Annotated in this window: 2 protein-coding genes; both read left to right on the top strand. The window is 64.3% G+C overall.

The window, feature by feature from the left end; genetic code table 11:
* Nucleotides 1–97: 97 nt before the first annotated feature.
* The gene (locus HGP31_RS22160; protein ID WP_168758690.1) at nt 98–11,080 is read left to right on the top strand and encodes a non-ribosomal peptide synthetase; all 10,983 of its coding nucleotides are present in this window, start codon (nt 98–100) and stop codon (nt 11,078–11,080) included.
* Nucleotides 11,080–22,833, top strand: a complete 11,754-nt coding sequence (locus HGP31_RS22155; protein ID WP_168758689.1) for an amino acid adenylation domain-containing protein — start codon at nt 11,080–11,082, stop codon at nt 22,831–22,833. Before HGP31_RS22160 ends, HGP31_RS22155 begins: the two co-directional genes overlap by 1 nt.
* Nucleotides 22,834–22,897 lie beyond the last annotated feature (64 nt).

The raw sequence follows: 22,897 nt of genomic DNA, 5'->3' as shown, positions 1-22,897 counted from the left end.
GATCGTTGTTCTCATTCGCTAATTTTTCCGCTTTGCATTCGTTTCATAGGGACGACGTGCCTTTGTGCTTCCTGCCTACTGATCCGGATGCTGAGAAATGAATGCTGAAGACTCCTTGAAACTTGCTCGCCGGTTTATCGGGTTGCCCCTGGAAAAGCGCCAGATGTTCCTCGCGGCCTTGCACAAGGAGGGCGTGGATTTCGCCCGGTTTCCGATCCCGGCCGGCGTCGAGGCCGAGGATCGCCAGGCGCTGTCATACGCCCAGCAACGCATGTGGTTTCTCTGGCAGCTGAACCCGCAAAGCGGCGCCTACAACTTGCCAGGTGCGGTACGCCTGACCGGCCGCCTGAACCTGTCGGCGCTGGAGCAGGCATTCGCCAGCCTGGTGGCGCGCCACGAAACCTTGCGCACGGTGTTTGCCGTGCAGGCCGACGACAGCTTGCTGCAAGTGCCGGCCACGGCGCCGCTGCTGATCGAACAGGTGGATTTCAGTACCTTGCCGGCCGCCGCGCGCGAGCAGGCCGTGGCCGAAGCCGCCGAGCGCCAATCGGTGCTGCCGTTCGACCTGGGCACTGGCCCGTTGTTGCGCGTGACCTTGCTCAAGCTTGCCGAACAGGAACACGTCCTGCTGCTGACCCTGCACCACATCGTGTCCGACGGCTGGTCGATGAACGTGCTGATCGACGAATTCATCCGCTGCTACGACGCCTTCGATGCCGGTACGCAACCGCAACTGGCAGCCTTGCCGATCCAGTACAGCGACTACGCCCTGTGGCAGCGCCGCTGGCTGGAGGCGGGCGAACAGGGGCGTCAGCTCGACTACTGGCAGGTGCAACTGGGCGACGAACATCCGGTGCTGGAGCTGCCCACCGATCACCCGCGCCCGGCGATGCCAAGCTATCGCGGCACCCGCTACGAGTTCGCCGTTGACGGACAACTGGCCGAGCAACTGCGGGCCACCGCGCAGAAACACAACATCACTCTCTTCATGCTCCTGCTCGGCGCCTTCAACGTGCTGCTGCACCGCTACACCGGACAGACCGACATCCGCGTCGGCGTACCGATCGCCAACCGCAACCGCGCCGAGATCGAAGGGCTGATCGGTTTCTTCGTCAACACCCAGGTGCTTCGTACGCAACTGGACGGCCAGGCCACGGTCGATGAACTGCTGCGCCGTATCAAGGAAACTGCACTCGGCGCCCAGGCCCACCAGGACCTGCCATTCGAGCGCCTGGTCGAAGCGTTGAAGCTGGAACGCAGCCTCAGCCACACGCCGTTGTTCCAGGTGATGTACAACCACCAGCCGCAGGTCGCGGACATTTCCACTGTGACCACGGCGTCCGGCCTGGCGCTGGGCATGATCGAGTGGCAAGGGCGCACCACCCAGTTCGATCTCACGCTCGACACCTTTGAGAAGGGCGGCAAGCTGCACGCCGCGCTGACCTACGCCCACGACCTGTTCGACGCCGCGACCATCGCGCGCATGGCGCAACATTGGACGCACCTGTTACAGGGCATGGTCAGCGATACCCAGCAGCGCATCAGCGATTTGCCGCTGCTGGAACAAGCCGAATACCAGCGCATCGTCCACGATTGGAACCGCGCCGATGACAGCTTCGCCCAAGACCTGTGCATTCATGAGCTGATCAGCCAGCAAGTCGCCGCCACCCCGGATGCGCTTGCCGTGACCTTCGCCACCCGCCAGCTGACTTATGGCGAACTCGACCAGCAAGCCAATCGCCTGGCACACAAGCTGATCGAGTTCGGCGTCGGCCCGGAAGTGCGGGTCGGCGTGGCCATGCAGCGTTCCGAGCACCTGCTGGTGGCCTTGCTGGCGGTGCTCAAGGCCGGTGGTGCCTACGTGCCGCTGGACCCGGATTACCCCGCCGAACGCGTGGCCTACATGCTCGAAGACAGCCGTGCTTTGGTGTTGCTGACCGAAGCGCAAGTGGCCAAATCCCTGAGCGTGGCGAGCGATACCCAAGTACTGCTGATGGACAGCCTCTCGTTGGCGGCTTACCCCATCAGCGCCCCCGTCACCGGCGTCACGCCGGACAACCTGGCCTACGTGATCTACACCTCCGGTTCCACCGGCAAGCCCAAGGGCGTGGCGATTGTCCATCGCAACGTGTTGGCGCTGATCGACTGGTCGCAATCGGTGTACAGCCGCGACGACATTCAAGGCGTGCTGGCGTCGACCTCGGTGTGCTTCGACCTGTCGGTGTGGGAACTGTTCGTCACCCTGGCCAACGGCGGATCGCTGATCATTGCCCGCAACGCCCTGGAGTTGCCGCAGCTGCCGGCCCGGGATCAGGTGCGCTTGATCAACACCGTGCCGTCGGCGATCAACGCGTTGCAGCGCGACGGGCAGATCCCGTCGAGCGTGCGCATCATCAACCTCGCCGGTGAACCGTTGAAACAAAGCCTGGTGGACGCGCTGTACCGGCAGCCGAGCGTCGAGCACGTCTTTGACCTGTACGGTCCGTCGGAAGACACCACCTATTCCACTTGGACCCGCCGCGAGGCCGGTGGCCACGCCAACATTGGCCGCCCGCTCAAACACACCGCCAGCTATCTGCTGGATGCGGATCTGCAACCGGTGCCGCAAGGCGTATCCGCCGAGCTGTACCTCAGTGGCGCGGGCATCACCCGTGGGTACCTGGCACGGCCAGGCCTGACCGCTGAAAAGTACGTGCCCAATCCGTTTTCCAGCAGCGGCGAACGCCTGTACCGCAGCGGTGACCTGGCCCGTTATCAGGCCGACGGCACCCTGCAGTACATCGGCCGTATCGACCATCAGGTCAAGGTCCGGGGCTTTCGTATCGAGCTGGGTGAAATCGAAGCGCAGCTGTTGCAGCAGGATGCTGTGCGCGAACTGGCGGTGCTGGCCCAGGACGGTATCAACGGTCAGCAACTAGTGGCCTACATCGTGCCGACCGATCCGGCGATGCTGGACGACCTCGACGCGCAGGCGCCCCTGCGTGAATCCCTGAAAGCGGCCTTGCGCCAGCGCCTGCCGGACTACATGGTCCCGGCGTTCCTGCTGTTCCTCGAGCAACTGCCGCTGACCCCCAACGGAAAACTCGACCGCAAGGCGCTGCCGGCGGTGGACGGGAGCCAGCAACAACGCGAACACGTCGCGCCACGCAGTGCCCAGGAAAAATCTCTCGCGGCGATCTGGCAGGACGTACTGGCCATCGACAACGTCGGCCTGGAAGACAACTTCTTCGAGCTGGGCGGCGACTCCATTGTCTCGATGCAGGTGGTCAGCCGCGCACGGCAGGCCGGGATCCTGCTCAGCCCCAAGGACCTGTTCCAGCACCAGACCATCCGCAGCCTGGCCCAGGCGGCGCGCAGTGGCGAGCAACAACTGATCGACCAAGGCCCGGCCAGTGGCGCGGTGGCGCTGGCGCCGGTGCAACGGTGGTTCTTCGAACAGGCAATTCCAGAGCGCCAGCACTGGAACCAGTCGCTATTGCTGGTACCGCGCGAGGCGTTGAACGTCGAAACGTTGGATCGTGCCCTGGTACATTTACTGACCCATCACGACAGCTTGCGCCTGCGTTATCAACAGACAGATAGCGGCTGGCAGCAGGCCTATGCCGCGCCGACCACCGACTCGGTGCTGTGGCAACACCAGGCACAATCGGTCGAGCAGCTCAGCACTTTGTGCGACGAAGCCCAGCGCAGTCTCGATTTGCACAACGGACCGTTGCTGCGTGCACTGCTGGTTTCAATGGCTGACGGCAGCCAGCGTTTGCTGCTGGTAATTCACCATCTGGCGGTGGACGGTGTGTCCTGGCGTGTGCTGCTGGAAGACCTTCAGCACTTCTATAACGGCGGCACCGCATTGACGAAAACCAGCTCATATCAGCGCTGGGTCACGCGCTTGCAGGCGCATCTGCCAGTTTTTGAGCGCAGCCTCGGCCACTGGCAGAACCAACTGCAAGACGCGCCAGATGACCTGCCATGCGAACGCCCGAACGGCGCGCTGGAAAACCGCTTCGAACATAAACTCGAACTCAAGCTCGATAGCGAGCAAACCCGCAAGCTGCTGCAACAGGTGCCGGCGGCCTACCGCACCCAGGTCAACGATCTGTTGCTGACCGCACTGGCCCGCGCCGTTTGCCTTTGGAGCGGGCAAGGCAGCGCGCTGATCCAGCTCGAAGGCCATGGTCGCGAAGACCTGTTCGATGACGTCGACCTGACGCGCACCGTGGGTTGGTTCACCAGCCTGTTCCCGGTCAACCTGAAACCCGCTGCCGATCTCGGCGCGTCGATCAAAACCATCAAGGAACAACTGCGCAGCGTCCCGGACAAGGGGCTGGGCTACGGCGCGCTGCGCTACCTCGGCAGCGCACAGGCACGCGCCGAACTGGCGGCGTTGCCGCAACCGCGCATCACCTTCAACTATCTTGGGCAGTTCGACCGTCAGTTCGAAGCAGGGGCGTTGTTCACCCCGTCTACCGAAGGCAACGGCATCGCGCAGGACCCGTCGGCCCCACTGGGCAACTGGCTGGTGGTTGAAGGTCAGGTCTACGGCGGCGAATTGTCCCTGAGCTGGGGCTTCAGCCGTGAGATGTTCGACACTGCGACCGTCCAGCGACTGGCCGACGTTTACGCGCAGGAACTGATCGCGCTGATCGAACATTGCTGCACCGTTGAAGCCGCGCAAGCTACGCCATCGGACTTCCCGCTGGCGCGCATCGATCAGGCGCAACTGGACGGGCTGCCGCTCGCCATTGCCAATCTTGAAGACCTGTATCCGCTGTCGCCGATGCAACAGGGCATGCTGTTCCACACCCTGTACGAACCGCAGGTCGGCGCCTACATCAGTCAGTTGCGCCTGGACATCGGCGGGTTGGACATCGAGCGATTTACCCGCGCCTGGCAAGCCGCGGTCGAGCGTCATGACAGCCTGCGCAGCAGCTACCACTGGCAAGGCCTGGATACCGCACATCAGGCGATTGCCCGACAGGTCGCGTTGCCGCTCCAAGTGCTTGAAGCCACTGACACCGACGCACTGGCCGACGCCGAGCGCGCGCAAGGATTCGAGCTGGGCATGGCGCCGCTGTTTCGCCTGAAACTGGTACGTACCGGCGCTGATGCCTGGCACTTGATCCACACCAGTCACCACATTCTGATGGACGGCTGGAGCAACGCACAGTTGTTGGCCGAAGTGATCCAGCACTACGCCGCCGGCCAGCCGCTGCCAGTGCCAGCCGGTCAATACCGCGACTACCTGGGCTGGTTGCAACAGCAATCGGCAACTGCCGGCGAGCAGTTCTGGAAAGCCGCATTGGCACCGCTGCAAGCGCCGACCTTGCTGGCTGAAGCCTTGCGTCCACCGGTAGACGCGACGGGCAGCGAAGAGCATCGCCTCACACTCGACAGCCGCGCCACCCAGCATCTGGCCGACTTCGCCCGCCAGCACAAAGTCACCCTCAACACCCTGCTGCAAGCGGCCTGGAGCCTGTTGCTGCAACGCTACACCGGCCAGGATTGCGTGGTGTTCGGCGCCACCGTGGCCGGACGTTCGGCGCCGTTGCCGGGGATCGAACAACAGCTGGGCTTGTTCATCAACACCCTGCCGCTGGTATGCGCGATGAAACCGGACCAGACCGTCAGCCAGTGGCTGGGCGAACTGCAAGGCCTGAACCTGGCCATGCGCGAGTTCGAGCATGTGCCGCTGTACGACATTCAAGGCTGGGCGGGGCAGCAGGGGGCTGCGTTGTTCGACAGCCTGCTGGTGTTCGAAAACTTCCCGGTGGCCCAAGCGCTGAAACAGGGCGCGCCGGCCGGGTTGTCGTTCGCCAACCTGCACAACCACGAGCGCACCCACTATCCGTTGACCCTGGGCATCGAATTGGGCGAAGGCCTGGGGCTGGAGTTCAGTTATGACGCGGCGCGTTTCAGCGCGACGCAGATCGCCCAGTTGTCAGCCAATTTGCAGCACCTGCTGATGCAATTGGTGGCATCGCCAGAGGCGGCTTTGGGCTCGCTGGAACTGCTCGATGTCGACGGCCAGAACGCGGTGCTCGCGATCAGCCAACCGCCTGCGGTTGAGTTATCCACAACGCTTCTGGCTCACCAACAAATCGCCGCGCAAGCCGCCGCCACGCCCGATGCACTGGCATTGCAAGTGGACGGCCACAGCCTGAGCTACGGCCAACTCGATGCCCAAGCCGACCACCTGGCCCAGCGCCTGATCGACAACGGCGCCGGCCCCGGCAAGCGTGTCGGCCTGGCCGTGCGCCGTGGTCCGCAACTGATCGTCAGCCTGCTGGCGGTCCTGAAAAGCGGCGCGGCCTACGTCCCCCTCGACCCGAAATACCCAACCGAACGCCTGGCCTACATGATCAACGACAGCCGCCTCGACGTGCTGCTCCACGAATCCGGCCTGCTGCGCGACCTGCCATCAAACGTGCCGTGCCTAACTCTCGAAGACACCACAACCTCTGTAGGAGCGAGGCTTGCCCGCGAAGGCGTCCTCCCTGTCGCCAACGATCTCGCCTACATCATCTACACCTCCGGCTCCACCGGCCAACCCAAAGGCGTCGCCATCACCCACGCCGCCCTGCGCGAGTTCTGTCAGACCGCCGCCGACTATTCAAGGCTGTCACCAACCGATCGCGTCTTGCAATTTGCCACTTTCAGCTTCGACGGCTTCGTCGAACAATGCTTCCCGGCATTGTGCGTCGGCGCAACCTTGATCATGCGCGGCGATGACCTGTGGGACGCTGGCCGACTGGCCACCGAAATCGTCGAGCAGGGCGTGACGGTTGCCGATTTGCCGGCCGCTTATTGGTTCCTGCTGGCCCGCGAATGCGCCAGCGGTGTCGTGCCAAGCCTCGGCGACTTGCGCCAGGTACACGTCGGTGGCGAAGCCATGTCGGTGGAAGGCCTGCGCCTGTGGCATCAAGCGGGTTTGAGCCACGTGCGCCTGCTCAACACCTACGGGCCGACCGAGGCGACCGTGGTGTCCAGCGTGCATGAATGCCGATTGGCCGATGCCAGCGATGCCTTTGGCATTCCAATCGGTCGCGGCATCCCTGGCCGTGCGCTGTACGTACTGGACGCTGCCGGCCAGCTACTGCCGGCCGACGGCGTTGGCGAGTTGTGCATCGGCGCACCGGCCTGCCTGGCGCAAAGTTATTTCGACCGCCCGGCGCTGACCGCCGAACGTTTCCTGCCGGATCCCTTCGCCCGCGAACCGGGCGCACGGCTGTATCGCAGCGGCGACCTGGCGCGCTACAACGGTAACGGCGATCTGGAGTACGTCGGACGGATCGACCATCAAGTGAAAATTCGCGGTTTCCGCATCGAGATGGGCGAGATCGAAGCCTGCCTGCAAGCCCGGGACGAGGTGCGCGAAGCCGCCGTCATCGCCCAGGACGGCACACAATTGGTGGCCTACATCGTCGCCAGCAGCACGGTGGTTTTGCAGGCTCAATACCTGCTAGGGCTCAAAGCCGTCCTGCAGCGCTCGTTGCCGGAATACATGGTGCCCAACCACATGGTCCTGCTCGACAGGTTGCCGCTCAACAACAACGGCAAGCTCGACCGCAAGGCCTTGCCACGGGTTGAAGCGGGCGATGTGCAACGCGACTTTGTTGCCCCGATGCAAGGGTTGGAGACGCAACTCGCGCAGATCTGGCAAGCCGTGCTGCAGGTCGAGAAAGTCGGTCGCGACGACAACTTCTTCGAGCTCGGCGGCCATTCATTGCTGGTGCTGCAAGTGATCTCCCGTGTACGCCAGCAACTGCAACTTGAGCTGTCGGTGAGCAATTTGTTCTCTGCGGCGAATCTGGCGGAGTTCGCCAAGCATGCGGCGCAAGCGAACCTCAGCGGCCAACCGCCGCTGCAACGCGCGTCGGACGATCAACCGCGCCTGCTGTCCTACGCCCAGCAACGCCAGTGGATTCTCTGGCAACTGGACCCACACAGCGCGGCCTACAACATCCCGGCGGCGCTGCGCCTCAAAGGCCCGCTGAACCGCCGGGCCCTGCGCACAACCTTCGCCCAGTTACAGGTTCGCCACGAAACCCTGCGCACCACCTTCGAACAGAAGGGCCAGCAGGCGCGCCCGGTGGTGCATGTCGAGCTGCCGTTGCAGTTCAATGAACAGCCCATCAATGAGTCGGCAATCAACACTGCGGTGGCCGCAGAAATCGCCCGGCCGTTCGATCTGCGCCATGGCCCGCTGTGGCGTTGTTTGCTGCTGCACGTCAGCGCCGAAGACCATGTGCTGGTGCTTACCGTGCACCACATCGCCGCCGATGGCTGGTCGATGCAGGTGATGGTCGATGAATTCAGCGCGCTGTATCAGGCTGCCGTGCAAGAGCGTGCTGCCAACCTGCAGGCACTGCCGGTGGCTTACAGCGACTACGCCCGTTGGCAGCGCGACTGGCTGGAAGCCGGCGAGGGTGCGCGGCAACTGGCGTGGTGGCGCGAGCAACTGGCGGGCAGCCAGGCGCCGCTGGCGTTGCCGAGCGAACTGACCCGTCCGGTCCGGCGCAGCGAGCGCGGCGCCAGCCTGGCGTTGAACGTCGATCGCCAGCTGCTGGCCGGTTTGCGCGAGCGTGCGCAAGAACAGCAAGTGACGCTGTTCATGCTGTTGCTGGCAAGTTTCCAGACCCTGCTGCACCGCCAGAGCGGGCAGTCGGGCATCAGCGTCGGCGTGCCGAGTGCAGGGCGTTCACGCCTGGAAACCGAAGGCCTGATCGGCTTCTTCATCAATACCCAGGTGCTGCGTGCCGAGATCGACGGGCAGCAACCGTTCAGCGCCTTGCTACAACAGGTCAAGCAAACGGCATTGGACGCGCAGGCTCATCAGGACTTGCCGTTCGAGCAACTGGTCGATGCACTGCAACCGGACCGCAGCCTCAATCACAGTCCGTTGTTCCAGGTGCTCTACAACCATCAGCAAAAACTCGACGCCAGTGTCGAGCGCGCGGTGGCCGATTTGCAGGTCGAGCGCCTGCACTGGCAGCAGCACACCGCGCAATTCGATCTGGTGCTCGATACCCAGGAGCAGGGCGATGAACTGGACGCCAACCTGAGCTACGCCACCGACCTGTACGACGAGGCCTCGATGCAGCGCTTCGCCGAACAGTGGTTGAACCTGTTGCGCGCAGTGGTCGAAAACCCACAGCAGCGCGTCGCCGAATTGCCGCTGCTGCAAGCGCCGCAATACGGCGAATTGATCCAGCACTGGAATCCGACCTTCGAGGCACAAGCGCAATCGCCCACCTTGCATCAGCTGTTCGAAGCCCAGGCCGCGCAACGCCCACACGCCATCGCACTGACCTGCGAAGGCGAGCAGATGAGCTACGCCGCGCTCAACGCCGAGGCCAACCGCCTGGCGCGCAAACTGCGCGAGCAGGGTGTCGGCCCCGAAGTGCGGGTCGGTATCGCCACCGAGCGGGCAATACCGCTGGTGGTCGGCTTACTGGCGATTCTCAAGGCCGGTGGCGCCTACGTGCCGCTGGACCCGCAATACCCGGTCGAGCGCCTGAGCTACATGATCGATGACAGCGGCATTGGGTTGCTGTTGACCCAATCTCACCTGATCGACGGCTTGCCGGCCCGCGAAGGCGTGCAGGTTCTTGATCTGACGGCGTTGCAGCTGGACCGCTACAGCGCCGACAACCTGGCGCCGTTGGCAAGCCCGGACAATCTGGCCTACGTGATCTACACCTCCGGCTCCACAGGCCGCCCAAAAGGCGCCTTGCTCAGCCATGGCAACGTCGGGCGCCTGCTCACGGCCACTGCTGGCGAGTTCGATTTCGGCGTGAACGATGTCTGGACCCTGTTTCACTCCTACGCCTTCGATTTCTCGGTGTGGGAGTTATTCGGCGCGTTGTGCACCGGTGGGCGCCTGGTGATCGTGCCGTACTACATCAGTCGCGAACCGCAGGCGTTTCATCGCTTGCTCTGCGATGAAGGGGTGACGGTGCTGAACCAGACCCCGACCGCGTTCCGCCAGTTGTTGCCGATTGCCTGCGCCAGTCCGCGCAGCCTGGCGTTGCGCCAGGTGATCTTCGGTGGCGAAGCGCTGGAAGTGGCCAGCTTGCGTCCCTGGTTCGAACGCTTCGGCGACCAACAACCAACGCTGGTGAATATGTACGGCATCACCGAGACCACGGTGCACGTGACCTACCGCGCGATCCGCCTGGCCGACCTCGATGCCAAGGCGCAAAGCCCGATCGGCCTGCCGATCCGCGACCTGCGCTGGTACTTGCTCGACAGTCAGTTGCAACCGGTGCCAGTGGGCGTGGCGGGGGAGCTGTACATCGCCGGCGCCGGCCTGGCGCGCGGTTATCACGGGCGTAGCGGCCTGACCGCCGAGCGTTTCGTGCCAAGCCCCTTCGATGCGGCGCAGCGCCTGTATCGCAGCGGCGACCTGGCGCGCCAGCGCGCCGACGGCAGCATCGACTACCTGGGGCGGATCGACCAGCAAGTGAAGATCCGCGGGTTCCGCATCGAACTGGGCGAGATCGAAGCGGCCGTGCTGGCGCAACCGGGCGTGCGTCAGGCGGTGATCAGCGTGCATGTCGATGACGGCGGTCCGCAGCTGTGCGCCTACGTCGTCGCCGAACTCACTTCGAATGATCCGATCGCCTGGCGCGACACCCTGCGCGCCGCACTCAGCGTCGATCTGCCGGATTACATGGTGCCTAGGCACTGGCTGTTGCTCGATGCCTTGCCGCTGACCAGCAACGGCAAGCTCGACCGCAAGGCCTTGCCGCTGCCGGATGCCCAAGAATGGCAGCGTCCGTTCGAAGCCCCCGAGGGCGAGCTCGAACAGCAGCTGGCGGCGATCTGGGCCGAGGTGTTGGGCGTGGCCCGGATCGGGCGGCGTGACAACTTCTTTGAATTGGGCGGGCATTCGCTGCTCGCCGCCCAGGCCAGTGCCCGCGTGGAACTGGAACTGGGCATTGAGCTGCCGCTGCGCGTGCTGTTCGAAAGCAACGACCTTCAGGCTTATGCCGCCAACGCCTGGCAACAAGCCCCGACTGACAACGCTGCACGCCTGGATGCGCTTGAGTCGCTTCTGGACGAGATGGAGATCAACTGATGGAACACAGCACCGCCTCGCGTATCGCCTCTCGCTTCGCTGGCCTGCCGGCCGACAAGCGCCGTGAGTTTCTGGCAAAAATGCAGGAGCAGGGCGTGAGCTTCGGCCAGCTGCCGATCCCGCCCGCCGCCACGCCGCAAGCGACTTTCGAATTGTCCTATGCGCAGCAGCGTCAATGGTTCTTGTGGCAGCTCGACCCGCAGAGCAGCGCCTACAACATTCCTGTGGCCCTGCGTCTGCAGGGGCCGCTGAACCTTGCGGCGCTGCAACAGAGTTTCGACGTGCTGCTGGAGCGTCATCAGAGCCTGCGCAGCCGTTTTGTCGAGGAAGACGGCCAGGTGATGCAAGCCCTGGCGAGCTTCAACACGCTGCCCATCGAACAGCACGATCTGCGCGCCGAGCCCGAGGCGCTGCGCCTTGAATCGGCGATGAAAAAAGTCGAGGCGGAGATTGCCCGGCCGTTCGACTTGCAACACGGCCCGCTGTTGCGCGTCAGCCTGTTACAGCTGGACGTTGATGACCATGTGCTGGTGCTGACCCTGCATCACATCGTCACTGATGGCTGGTCGATGGGCGTGCTGGTCGAAGAATTCTCAGGGCTCTACGCGGCCCATTGCCAAGGCCAGAGCGCTGGACTTGAAGCGTTGCCGATCCAGTATTCGGACTATGCCGCCTGGCAGCGGCGCTGGATGGAAGCCGGCGAGCTTGAACGTCAACTCGATTGGTGGCGTGAAAAGCTCGGCAGCGAACAGCCGCTGCTGGAGTTGCCCATCGATCGCCCGCGTCCGGCACAACCGAGCCAGCACGGCGCTCGTCTGGACTTCGCCCTGGATGACACGCTCGCCACTGGCCTGATGTCCCTGGCCAGACAGCGCGGCGTCACGCCATTCATGCTGTTGCTGGCCAGTTTCCAGGCCTTGCTCTATCGCTACAGCGGCCAGTCCGACCTGCGTATTGGCGTGCCGATCGGCAACCGCAATCGCGCGGAAACCCGTGGCCTGATCGGCTTCTTCGTCAACACCCAAGTGATGCGCGCCGAACTCGATGGCCGGCTGCCGTTCGCTCAGTTGCTCGAGCAGACCCGCGCCTTTGCGCTGGATGCCCAGGACCATCAGGACTTGCCGTTCGAGCGCCTGGTGCAGGCCCTGCAAGGCGAACGCAGCTTGAGCCACAGCCCGTTGTTCCAGGTGATGTTCAACCACCAGCAGGCCAAACCCGCAGCGGTCAGCGGCTTGCTCGCCGGCCTGCGTGTCGAGGTGCTGAACGCCACGGCGCACACCACCCAGTTCGACCTGCAACTGGACACCCAGGAAGAGGGCGACAAGCTGTTCGCCAGCCTGACCTACGCCACGGACCTGTTCGACGCCGAACGCATCGAGCACCTGGCCCGGCATTGGCGCAACCTGCTGGCCGGGGTGCTGGCGAACCCGCAAATCCCGCTGGCCGAATTGCCGTTGCTCGATGCCGACGAGCACCTGCGCATCCTCGACGACCTCAACGACACCGCTCAAGACTATCCAGGCGAAGTCTGCGTACAGCGGCATTTCGAAACGCGAGTGATGGAAAATCCACAGGCGACGGCGCTGGTGTTCCAGGGCCAGTCCCTGAGCTACGCCGAGCTCAACCTGCGCGCCAACCGCCTGGCCCACCACTTGCGCGCCCAGGGTGTCGGCCCGGAAGTGATCGTCGGGATCGCCTGCGAGCGTTCGCTGGAAATGGTCGTCGGCCTGCTGGCGATCCTCAAGGCCGGCGGCGCCTACGTGCCGCTGGACCCGCAATACCCGCTCGATCGCCTGGGCTACATGATCGAGGACAGCGGCATTTCCCTGCTGTTGACCCAGGAACACCTGCTGGCGCAACTGCCGACGCCGGACAGCGTGCGCACCCTCTGCCTGCAAGCGCATTCCGAGTGGCTGAGCGAACTGCCGGGCGATGATCTGCCCAACCTGGCTGTCGGCGAAAATCTCGCCTACATGATCTACACCTCCGGTTCCACCGGAAAACCGAAAGGTGCGGGCAACCGTCATGTAGCCCTGCATAACCGCCTCGAGTGGATGCAGCAGGCCTACAACTTGCTGCCGAGCGACCGCGTGCTGCAAAAAACACCGTTCAGTTTCGACGTGTCGGTGTGGGAGTTTTTCTGGCCGCTGATGAAAGGCGCGACGCTGGTGATCGCCGCTCCAGGCGAGCATCGCGATCCGCAACGCCTCGCTGCACTGATCGTCGAGCAAGCCATCACCACGCTGCACTTCGTGCCGTCGATGCTCTCGGCCTTCATCGCTGCCGATGAGGCGCTGGCCTGCACCTCGCTGACCCGCATCGTCTGCAGTGGCGAAGCGCTGCCGATGGAGCTGCAACGCCAGACCCTGCGCAGCCTACCGCAAGCCCGACTGTACAACCTGTATGGTCCGACCGAAGCGGCCATCGACGTGACCCACTGGACGTGCGGGGAAGAGGGTCGCGACAGCGTGCCGATCGGCAGGCCGATCGGCAACCTGCGCACCTATATCCTCGACAGCGAACTGCAACCCATGCCGCTGGGGGCGGTGGGCGAACTGTACCTGGGCGGTATCGGCCTGGCCCGGGGTTATCACCGCCGTGGCGCGTTGACTGCCGAGCGTTTCGTGGTCGACCCGTTCGGCAGCGGCGAGCGTCTGTACCGCACCGGCGACCTGGCGCGCTACCGTGCCGATGGCGCCATCGAGTACTGCGGGCGGATCGATCACCAGGTGAAGATTCGCGGCCTGCGTATCGAACTGGGGGAAATCGAAGCGCGCCTGCAAGAACATGCCAGTGTGCAGGAAGCCGTAGTGCTGGCCCTCGACGGCCCGAGCGGCAAGCAACTGGTGGCCTACATCGTGCCGCAGGATCGCGCGTTACTCGGTGCCGATGCGGTGCAGCAAGGCAGCTGGCGCGAATCCCTGAAAAGTCATCTGCTCGGCAGCCTGCCGGACTATATGGTGCCGGCGCAGACCGTGCTGATCGAACACATGCCCTTGAGCCCCAACGGCAAACTCGAGCGCAAGCGCCTGCCGGCACCCACCGCCCAGGTCAGCCAGCGCGCGTTCGAAGCCCCGCGCAGTGAACACGAGCGCGTGCTGGCGCAGATCTGGCAGGACGTGCTGGGCCTGGAGCAGGTCGGCCGTCAGGACAACTTCTTCGAACTGGGCGGCGACTCGATCATTTCAATCCAGGTGGTCAGCCGCGCCCGCCGTGCCGGCCTGAGCCTGCAACCGCGCGACCTGTTCCAGCAACAGACCCTGCAAGCCCTGGCCGCGGTGGTGAAAGAACAAGCCGCACCGCTGGCGCAGCAAGGGTCGGTGGATGGCGTGCAAACACTCACGCCGATCCAGCGCTGGTTCTTCGAAGAACCGATCCCGCAGCGAGCCCACTGGAACCAGGCGGTGTTGCTGACGCCGCGCGAAACCCTCGAACTGCCGCGCCTGCAAGGCGCCCTGCAACGTGTGCTCAAGCAGCACGATGCCCTGCGCTTGCGTTTCAGCCAGGTCGACGGCCAATGGTCGGCGCGTTATGTCGGCGCCGACAGCGCCGATGTCATCGACATGCTCTGGACTGCCCGCGTCGCCGGTGATGCGTCGCTGGAATCGGTGTGCGATGAAGCCCAGCGCAGCCTCAGCCTGCAAGACGGGCCGCTGCTGCGCGTGGCGCTGATCGCCCAGGCCGATGGTTCGCAACGTTTGCTGTTGGTCATCCACCACCTGGCGGTGGACGGGGTGTCCTGGCGCGTGCTGCTGGAAGATTTGCAGGCCGCGTATCAAGGCCAGGACCTGCCGCCCAAGACCAGTGCCTTCCAGGCCTGGGCGGACAAGCTCAATGCTTATGCGAAGTCCGAAACGGCCATGAATGAATTGAGCTGGTGGCAGAGTCACCTGCACGGTGCCAGCGATTCGTTGCCGGCGGCCAATGCACAAGCCAATCAGGCCGGGCATCTGCGCCAAGGCGTCAGCATCGGTCTGGACCGCGAGCAGACCCGCCAGCTGCTGCAACAAGCCCCGGCGATCTATCGCACCCAGGTCAACGACCTGCTGCTGACCGCACTGGCTCGTACCCTCAGCCGATGGACCGACAGCGAATCGGCGCTGATCCAGCTCGAAGGCCACGGCCGCGAAGAACTGTTCGACGACATCGACCTGACCCGCACCGTCGGCTGGTTCTCCAGCCTGTTCCCGGTGCGCCTGACGCCGATGGCCGACCTCGGCGGCTCGATCAAGGCGATCAAGCAGCAACTGCGGGACATCCCCGGCAAAGGCCTGGGCTACTGCCTGTTGCGCTACCTGGGCGATGCAGCGGCGCAAGCGACGCTGGCCACGTTGCCGCAAGCGCGGGTGACCTTCAACTACCTCGGCCAGTTCGACCAGAGCTTCGCCGAGGACGCGCTGTTCACGCCTGCACGCGAATCCAGCGGCGCAGCGCAATCGGCGGATGCACCGTTGCCGAACTGGCTGTCGGTGGACGGCCAGGTCTATGGCGGTGAACTCAAACTCGACTGGACCTTCAGCCGCGAGTGCTTCGAGCTGCGCGAGATTGAAACCCTGGCGAACGATTTCCGCGCTGAACTGTTGGCGCTGATCGACCATTGCCTGAGCGACGGCGCAGGTGGCGTGACCCCGGCGGACTTCCCGCTGGCGCGCTTGAGCCAGGCACAACTCGACGCGCTGCCAGTGCCACCGGCGCAGATCGAGGATGTGTATCCGCTGTCGCCGATGCAGGCGGGCCTGTTGTTCCACAGCCTGTACGAATCCGAATCCGGCGCCTACGTGAACCAACTCAGCGTCGAAGCCCGTGGCCTCGATGCCGATCGTTTGTGCCGCGCCTGGCAAGCCGTGCTCAACAGCCACGCGATCCTGCGCAGCAGTTTCCACTTCCCCGAAGGTTTCGAGGCACCGGTGCAACTGGTGCATCGTCATCTGCCATTGCCGATGACCTGCCTCGACTGGCGTGGCCGCGAGAATCAGGCCGATGCGCTGGCGCAACTGATCGACAGCGAACGCCTGCAACTCGATCCGACCCGCGCTCCGCTGATGCGCCTGACCCTGGTGCGCCTGGACGACGAGCGCCAGCAACTGGTCTACACCCACCATCACCTGTTGCTCGACGGCTGGAGCAATTCGCTGCTGCTCAGTGAAGTGCTGCAGCGTTATGCCGGGCAGGATGTACCCGCACCCACCGGGCGATTCGCCGACTACATCGGCTGGCTGCAACGCCAGGATGACGAAGCTGACGAGCTGTTCTGGCGCGAGCAATTGGCGAGTCTCGACAACCCGACGCTGCTGGCCGAGACCATGGGCTTCAACAACCGGGCGAACACGGCATTTGCCGATCACCGCCAGACCTTCGACGTCGCCACCAGCAAGCGCTTCAGCGACTTTGCCCGGCAGCAGAAAGTGACACTCAACACCTTGGTGCAAGGTGCGTGGGCACTGTTGCTGCAACGCTACAGCGGCCAGCGCAGCGTAGCGTTCGGCGCCACGGTGGCGGGGCGCCCGGTGGACTTGCCGAGCGCCGAAAGCCAGCTCGGCCTGTTTATCAACACCCTGCCGGTGATCAGCAGTCCGGACGCCATCGAAAGTGTCGAGCAATGGCTGACGCGTTTGCAGGCGCAGAACCTGGAACTGCGCGAACACGAATTCACCGCGCTGGGCGATATCCAGCGTTGGGCCGGACGGGCCGGCGAGCCACTGTTCGACAGCTTGCTGGTGTTCGAAAACTTCCCGGTCGCCGAGGCCTTGCAGCAGGGCGCACCGGCTGGCTTGAGTTTCTCGATTCCACAAAACCACGAGCGCACCAACTTCCCGCTGACCCTGGCGGCCACCGCGGAAAACCAACTCAGCATCAACTGGAGCTACCAGTGCAGCCACTTCAGCCGCGAGGCGATCGTGCGCATGAGCGAGCACCTGGCCGCGTTGTTGACGGCGATGGTGGCTGCACCACAAGCGGCCTTGAGCGAGCTGGACCTGCTGACCGAGGTGGAACGCACGCAGCAATTGCTGGAGTGGAACCCGCCGTTCACCGCAGAAAGAAATCCGCTGTGCGTGCATCAACTGATCGAGGCCCAGGCCCTTATCCGACCTGACGCCACGGCGCTGATCTTCAGTGACCTCGAACTGAGCTTCGACCAACTCAACCGCCGCGCCAACCAGTTGGCCCATCGCCTGCGCGCCTTGGGCATCGGCCCGGAAGAGCGGGTCGGCCTGGCCATGCAGCGCTCGCCAGAGATGATCATCGGCCTGTTGGCGATCCTCAAGGCCGGCGGTGCCTACGTGCCGCTGGACCCGGCCTACCCGGCGGAGCGCCTGCGCTACCTGATGCAAGACAGCGGCATTTCCCTGCTGGTCAGCCAATCCTGGCTGCGGGAAAAACTGCCACTGCCCGAAGGCTTGCCGGTGCTGGAAATCGACCGCGAAGCGCTTGAGGGGATGCCCGACAGCAACCCGGTCAACCTGACCTGTGGCGAAAACCTCGCCTACCTGATCTATACCTCGGGTTCCACCGGGCGGCCCAAAGGCGTCAGCGTGGCCCACGGCCCGTTGGCCATGCACTGCGTGAAGATTGGCGAGTTGTACGGCATGACCCCGGACGACCGCGAACTGCAATTTGCCTCGATCAGCTTCGACGGCGCCCACGAGCGCTGGCTGACGCCCCTGGTGTTCGGTTCGGCGGTGATGCCGCGCGACGACGAGTTGTGGAGCGTGGAGCGCACCTGCGCCGAGATCGAAAAGCACGGCATCACCATCGCCTGTTTCACCCCCAGCTACCTGGGGCAGATCGCCGATTTCATGGGCGAAGCGGGACGTGATCTGCCGATCCGCTCCTACACCCCATGCGGTGAAGGGATGGCCAAGCATGCGTTCGACGAAGTGCAGCAAGTCCTGCAACCCAAGCGCCTGATCAACGGCTATGGCCCGACCGAAACGGTGATCACGCCGCTGATCTGGCTGGCCTATCCGGAGACCGAATTCGACTCGGCGTTCATGCCGATTGGCCGGCCGGTGGGCAACCGCAGCGCCTACATCCTCGACAGCGGTTTGCAGCCGTTGCCGGTTGGCGTGGCGGGTGAGTTGTACCTGGGCGGCGAGGGCGTTGCCCGTGGGTATCACCAGCGTCCTGACCTGACTGCCGAACGCTTCGTGCCCGATCCGTTCGTGCCGGGGGCGCGTCTGTACCGCAGTGGCGACCTGGCGCGGTTCCGTGCCGATGGCGTCGTCGAATACCTCGGCCGTATCGACCAGCAAGTGAAGATTCGCGGCTTCCGTATCGAACTCGGCGAAATCGAAGCCTGCCTGCTCGAACATGAAGGCGTGCGTGAAGCCTTTGTGATTGATCGCGACGGTCCGGTGGGCCGGCAACTGGTGGGCTACGTGGTGCCGCGCGATCCGCTGGCTGACGAACAGGAACTGCAGGATGCATTGACCGCGCACCTGCGCAGTCGCTTGCCGGCGCACATGCTGCCAGCGCATTTGCTATGCCTGGCCGCGTTGCCGCTGACGCCGAATGGCAAGCTCGATCGCCAGGGTTTGCCAGCGCCTGAGGCGACTCGACACACTCAGGATCAAGTGGCCGCCGCATCGCCTGCCGAAGCGCTGTTGGTGGACATCTGGCAGGACTTGCTCGGCCTGGACTCGGTGGGCGTCACCGAGAACTTCTTCGAACTGGGCGGTGATTCGATCATCTCGCTGCAAGCGGTGAGCCGTGCCGGGCTGCGCGGGCTGGTGTTCAGTCCCAAGCAGTTGTTCGAGCAGCAGAGCATTCGTGCACTGGCCGCGGTGGCGAGCCGTCGTGAAGCCGTGTTGGTCGAAGTGCCTGCAGTCGAGGAATTTTCCTTGGTGCCGCACATCGATTCCACCGCCCGCGAAGGCTTGCAAGACCTGTATCCGCTGTCGCCGATGCAGCAGGGCATGCTGTTCCATTGCCTCGAATCGCCGCAGCTCAACCCCTACGTCAACCAGTTGAGCGTGGCAGTGGACGGCTTGCAGGTGCCGCGATTCCGCGCGGCGTGGCAAGCCTTGATCCAGCGTCATGAAGTCCTGCGCGCCGCGTTCCGTTGGCGCGATGGCCTGGCCGATCCGCTGCAAGCGGTGTTCGCCAGCGTCGAGTTGCCGATCGAGGAACTCGACTGGCGTGAGCACAGCGACACAGAAAAGGCGCTGGGCGAACTGGCCGCCGCCGAACAGGCCAAGGGTTTCGACCTGAGCTGCCCGCCGCTGATGCGCTTTGTCCTGGTGCGCCTGGGTGAAGAACGGTACCAGATGATCTGGATCTACCATCACCTGCTGCTCGATGGCTGGAGTGCCTCGCGCCTGCTCGGCGAGATGCTGCGCCTGTACCACCACGACAGCCTGCCGGCGCTGACCGGGCGCTATGCCGACTACATCGCCTGGCTGCAACGCCAGGACCAGGCGCAGGCAGAAAGCTTCTGGCGTGAGAGCCTGGCGTCGCTCGAGGCACCGACCATCCTGGCCTCGGCCTCGGGTGCCGCAGGTTCCGGTCACGGCGTGATGTACAGTGACCTCGACGCCGAGGCGACGCGCAAGTTGCACCGTTTCGCCAAGCGTCAGCGCGTCACCCTCAACACCCTGGTGCAAGGCGCCTGGCTGTTGCTGCTGCAACGTCACAGCGGCCAATGCAGCGTAGCGTTCGGCGCGACAGTGGCGGGGCGGCCGACGGGGCTGGCCGGTGCCCAGGACATGCTCGGCCTGTTCATCAACACCTTGCCGGTGATCCAGACCCTCGACCCGCAACAACCGCTGGGCGAGTGGCTGCGTGACTTGCAGGACTACAACCTGGCCGTGCGCGACTACGAACATACGCCATTGTCCGACGTGCAGCGCTGGGCCGGGCAGGGTGGCCAGGGCCTGTTTGACAGCATCATCGTGTTTGAAAATCATCCGGTGGACCGTGCCTTGAAAGGGGGCGAGGAAGGTGAGCTGCGCTTCGCCGAAGTCGGCAGCGGCGGCGTCACAAACTTCCCGATGGACTTGATGGTCAGCGCCAACGACCAGGGCCTGGAAGTCGAGTACCTGTACCTGCGAGATCGCTTCAGTGAACAGGAAGTGCAGCGCATTCGCGCACAGTTGGAAGGTTTGCTGCGTGCGTTGCCGGAGGATGCGGACTGTCTGCTCGGTAACATCGGCCTGCCCGAAGCGCGCGTGAGCCTGCCGCAAGCCTTTAGCGACAACCCTGATCTGCTGCACAGCTTCAATCAGCATGTGCGCAGTCAACCGCAGAAAATCGCCTTGTTCTGTGAGGATCGCGAAGTCAGCTACGCCGATCTTGAACACCAGGCCAATGCGCTGGCGCAGTTGTTGATCAGTCGAGGCATTGGCCCGGAAAGCCTGGTGGCGGTGGCCTTGCCCCGTTCGGAGCGCACCATCGTCGCGTTCCTTGCCGTGCTCAAGGCCGGTGCGGCCTATCTGCCGCTGGACCTGGCCTACCCGGCCGAGCGCCTGGCCTACATGCTCGAAGATTCGGCCGCCAGCCTGTTGCTGTGCGACAGCGACCTGGGTGATCGCCTGCCACTGGTGGACAGCCCGCCACGCGTGTTGCTGGATCAGTCGAGCCTGGTTGGCGGCACTGAGTGCCCGGTCTCCCATCCACTGCCGGGGCACCTGGCGTACCTGATCTACACCTCCGGCTCCACCGGCCAGCCCAAAGGCGTGGCGGTGGAACGTGGACCGATTGCCCGGCATTGTCGCGGCATCATCGACCTCTACGAACTGGCGCCGCGCAGCCGCGAACTGCACTTCATGTCGTTCGCCTTCGACGGTGCCCAGGAACGCTGGCTTAGCGTGCTGTTGGCCGGTGGCAGCCTGGTGATTCGTGAAGACAATCTGTGGACCCCGGAACAGACCCTGGAGGTGCTGCATCGCCACAACGTCACCGTCGCCTGCTTCCCGCCGGCGTACCTGCAACAGATGGCCGAAGTGGCCGAGCGCCTGGGCAATCCGCCGGCGGTCGAGGTGTATTGCTTTGGCGGTGATGCGGTGCCGGACGCCAGCTTCGAGCAGGTCAAGCGCGCCCTGCGTCCGCAGCGCCTGGTCAACGGCTACGGCCCGACCGAAACCGTGGTCACGCCGCTGCTGTGGCGTGCGCAAGCCAGCGAAACCTGCGAGGCGGCCTATGCGCCGATTGGCCGTGGTGTGGCAGGCCGTGGCCTGTACATCCTCGACGCCGACCTCAATCCGTTGCCGGTCGGTGTCAGCGGCGAGCTGTACCTGGGCGGCGAGTGCCTGGCCCGTGGTTACCACCAGCGGCCGGGCATGAGCGCCGAGCGTTTCATTGCCGATCCGTTCGCGGCCGGTGGTCGCATGTACCGCACCGGCGACCTGGTGCGCCAGCGCGAGTGTGGGTTGATCGACTACCTCGGCCGGCTCGACCAGCAAGTGAAGATCCGCGGCTTCCGCATCGAACTGGGCGAGATCGAAGCCCGTCTGCGTGATTGCGCAGGGGTGCAGGATGCCGCCGTGGTGGTGCATGACACGCCCACTGGCAAACAGTTGGTCGGTTATGTAGTGGCCGCTGCCGCTGCCGGGCTGGATCGGCGCTTGAAGGCCGAGCTGCAAACGCAGATGCCGGACTACATGGTGCCGGCGCGGATCCTGGTGCTGCAGCGCTTCCCGCTGTCGGCCAACGGCAAGCTTGATCGTCGCGCACTGCCGGTGCCGGAATGGACGCTTGGCGGTTACCGCGCGCCGCGTAACGCGCTGGAATGCGCGCTGGCGACGATCTGGCAAGAGGTATTGGGTGTGCCGCAAGTGGGCATCGACGACAACTTCTTCGAACTCGGCGGCGACTCATTGCAGGTGCTCAAAGTCATCTCGCGGGTGCGTAGCCAGCCACAACTGGGCTTCGAATTGAAACTGCGCGACCTGATGCAGAAACCCTGCATCGCTGAACTCAGTGGCTACCAGGCTGCCGAGACTTCGAGTGCGCCGGACCCGTTGCTGGCCTTGAATGGCCGGGTGGCGAAGGTGCCGGCGCTGTTCTGCCTGCACGCCGGGTTCGGCACGGTGTTCGACTACGAGCCCCTGGCCCGCCGCCTGGAAGGACGGCGCACGGTGTACGGCCTGCAATGCCGCATGCTGCTCGACCCGCAATGGCAGGATGCGTCGTTGCTGGCCATGGCCCAGGCCTATGCCCAGCGCATTCGCACGCAACAGCCGCAAGGCCCGTACTACCTGCTCGGCTGGTCGCTGGGTGGCGCGTTGACGCAATTGGTCGCCCATGAACTGGAGAGCCAGGGGCAGACGGTAGCCTTCGCCGGGCTGGTCGACAGTTATGTGGCGGGTACCGCCGAAGCGGGGGACTGGCGCGAAGATTTGGCGGATTTCCTGAAGTTTGTCCTCGGTCAACCGTCTGAACAAGCACAGGCATTGATTGCCTTGAAAGCCCAAGGCCTCAACGAGCGCGAAGGCGCCGCCGCGGTGATCGAGGCGGCCATGCACGGCGCTAATGACCACGCAGCACTGGGCGCTAGTGAACTGACGCAGATATTCGCCACTGGCTCGTCGCTCAAACAACTCGCCTTGGCCCAGAGACAATTGCCGAAGGTACAGGTGACGGCACATCGCTGGTGGGTGGCCGGGCGCGACGACGAACGCCGGGTGTTCGAGGCCCAGGTGGGGCATCACGGAGTGGATCGTCTGTTGGCGGGCGGGCACTACGAGTTGCTGCGCAGCGACGAATTGCTCGCTCAGCTTGAACACCTATTGGAGCGCACCCCAACCATCGCCTGACAACACCACCCCCCTGTAGGAGCTGGCTTGCCGGCGATGGTCGCCAACGATAACGCGTGTTTGT

The sequence above is a fragment of the Pseudomonas umsongensis genome, from assembly GCF_012647205.1.
Taxonomy (GTDB): domain Bacteria; phylum Pseudomonadota; class Gammaproteobacteria; order Pseudomonadales; family Pseudomonadaceae; genus Aquipseudomonas; species Aquipseudomonas umsongensis.
The sequence above is the reverse complement of the archived record's forward strand: the minus strand, read 5'-3'. Positions and strand labels throughout refer to the sequence as shown.